Source organism: Shewanella profunda, assembly GCF_023283765.1.
In the GTDB taxonomy this organism is placed as follows: domain Bacteria; phylum Pseudomonadota; class Gammaproteobacteria; order Enterobacterales; family Shewanellaceae; genus Shewanella; species Shewanella profunda.
This window is the reverse complement of sequence record NZ_JAKILG010000093.1, coordinates 1-2,385: the sequence shown is the minus strand read 5'-3', so window position 1 is coordinate 2,385 and position 2,385 is coordinate 1. Positions and strand designations below refer to the sequence as shown.

Below are 2,385 nucleotides of genomic sequence, written 5' to 3'. Positions count from 1 at the left end.
ATTTGATTACATCATGGCTTGCCTTAATGAACTGTGCCAACCAGCACCGGATATAGACAGCCTGTTACCATGGAATTTTAAAAGATAGGTGTAGTTGCCCGGACGCTTACGCTATAACGGTCCCGATATTGAGTATGATTTTTATGTGGCCTACGGCAACGATCTCAGTGAGGAATTGAGTTATGACATAACCCTCTACCGCTACAACTATTCCGGTGAGAGTGATCTAGGCTACTTTGAAGTCACCGCAGGAGTGGAATTTAAAGGCTTTCGCCTAGCCTATTGGTTTACCGATGATTATGGAGGAAGCGACTTAGACTATCACTATACTGAGATCAACTATTCCTATGCATTTGTGGAAAATTGGAATCTCGATCTGCACTACGGCTACAACGCTGGTGATGCCTTAGATGATGGCGAAGGTTTCGACAGTTACTCCGATTACTCTATTGGAGTATCAACGGAATTTGCAGGTTTTGGTCTTTCCCTTGCGTGGTTAGGGACAGATCTTACTGGTGATCAAAAAGTCACTGATGGCGCCTTTAAAACCAAAGACACTGTGCTTGCAAGCCTAAGTTACGCGTTTTAACTTTCCATTATTTCAATATCTATACCAACAAAACCGCCCTATTGCTAACACCAAACGGCGGTTTTGTTTTTATCGCGAAGATTAAAACTCCCCAATCCATCTCTTCAAACCCACACCCAAAAACCTTCATTTAGCTAATACTTAATTATTAAACAACGACTTACAAACCAAAATAAACGGAGAGCAATCGATCTCCGTTTATTTTGGTATATCAATACGCTCGCTTTAGTGCAACTTGAGCTTTGGTCGCTGCCATTTCAATAGCTTCTGTGCCACTCGATATACTATCGCCGCGAACCAGCCATATAAACTCGCTAAATGTCTTTGATATAGAGAAATATACATAATTCTCGCGATATGCCCTTCTACAAAGAAAGTGCCTGAACGTAGATTTCCCATCAAATTACCAACAGCAGAAAACCGGCTCAAAGAAACCAGTGACCCATAATCTTTATAAACAAAGGGTTTTTCTGGCTTGCCTTGTAAACGGTTAACGATATTATCAAATAAAGTGTCTGCCATTTGTGCCGCAGCTTGCGCTCTTGGAGGAACAGGCTGCCCAGAGTCTTGAATTAATAAAGCACAATCGCCTAGTGCATAAATATCTTGATGCCCTTTTACTCGCATGCAGGCGTCAACCTCCACTTGATTACGCGGAGTAATAGGTAATTTAGTAAAATTTTGGAAGGCTTTAGGCCCTTTGACTCCCGCAGCCCATACTTTTAAACTGGCTTCAATCACATCACCATCTTGGGTGATAAAACCCTCACGGGTAACCTCTTTAACTTGCACACCAATATGTAAACGTATGCCAATCTTATCCAAAACGGCCTGTGCTCTTGCGCTAACACGTTCAGATAATTGGGGGAGGATTTTGGGTGAGGCTTCAATGAGATGCACATCAAGATGATTCTTCGATATGTTAAGATAACCATATTCTTTAACAGATTCAATCACATGATGAAGTTCAGCAGCTAATTCAACTCCCGTGGCTCCAGCACCAACAATGCCGATACTGACTCTTTCTTGAGTTTCATTTAACTGCAGTAAAGCATCGAGTAGTTTATGATGAAATAGATTGGCATTTTCTAAACTATCGAGAAATATACAATGTTCTTCTGCGCCTAATGTATTGAAGCTATTAGAAACGCCACCTAATGCAAGCACCAAAAAATCATACTCTATTGGGCGTGGGTCTAATAGTAATTCCCCATCATCGTTATAGACAGCAGCCAGTTGGATAGTTTTTGTATCGGGATCGCATTGCTCAATCTCACCACGAATATAACGGTAACCATTTTTAAGGCCATGATCGCGATAAAGTAACCCTTCAATAGATTGATCTATTACTCCAACGGCCACTTCATGTAATTTAGGTTTCCATATATGAATAGGACTTTTATCAATCAAGCACACATCGACGATATCACTACCGCCCCATTTACGGCCCAACTTAGATGCAAGTGCCAAACCAGCAGCACCACCACCCACGATCACTATTCTTTTTGTAGCCAAAATGACAACCTCGTAAACCTATTTCCGTGGCTAAGTTATACCATGTTACAGATAAGAGATAACTACATTAGTGAAGTAAAACGAGCTGATTTCCATTAAAGATATTTCAGAAAAGTCAGTATTATGCATGACTGGCGCTAATTTATTACGCAGAAAAAAGGGCCCTGCGGCTGTCTCTTATACACAAATCCCCCGATAAATTCGGGGGATTTTTTTGAACTCGCGCTGATGTTGTTGATCTGATCTACAAAACAACTTTAGGCGCACGCTATGAATTTTAT

Annotated in this window: 1 protein-coding gene and 1 pseudogene; one reads left to right on the top strand and one right to left on the bottom strand. The window is 41.1% G+C overall.

Features of this window, described 5'->3' with window-relative positions:
- Positions 1–112: 112 nt before the first annotated feature.
- Positions 113–589 (top strand): annotated as a pseudogene (locus L2744_RS21275) (TorF family putative porin); the annotation flags it as partial.
- A 225-nt stretch (positions 590–814) separates the two neighbouring features.
- Here the strand turns inward: L2744_RS21275 and L2744_RS21270 are convergent.
- Positions 815–2,104, bottom strand: coding sequence for an NAD(P)/FAD-dependent oxidoreductase (locus L2744_RS21270; RefSeq protein WP_248993746.1), 1,290 nt, complete (start codon positions 2,102–2,104; stop codon positions 815–817).
- Between the last annotated feature and the right edge of the window lie 281 nt (positions 2,105–2,385).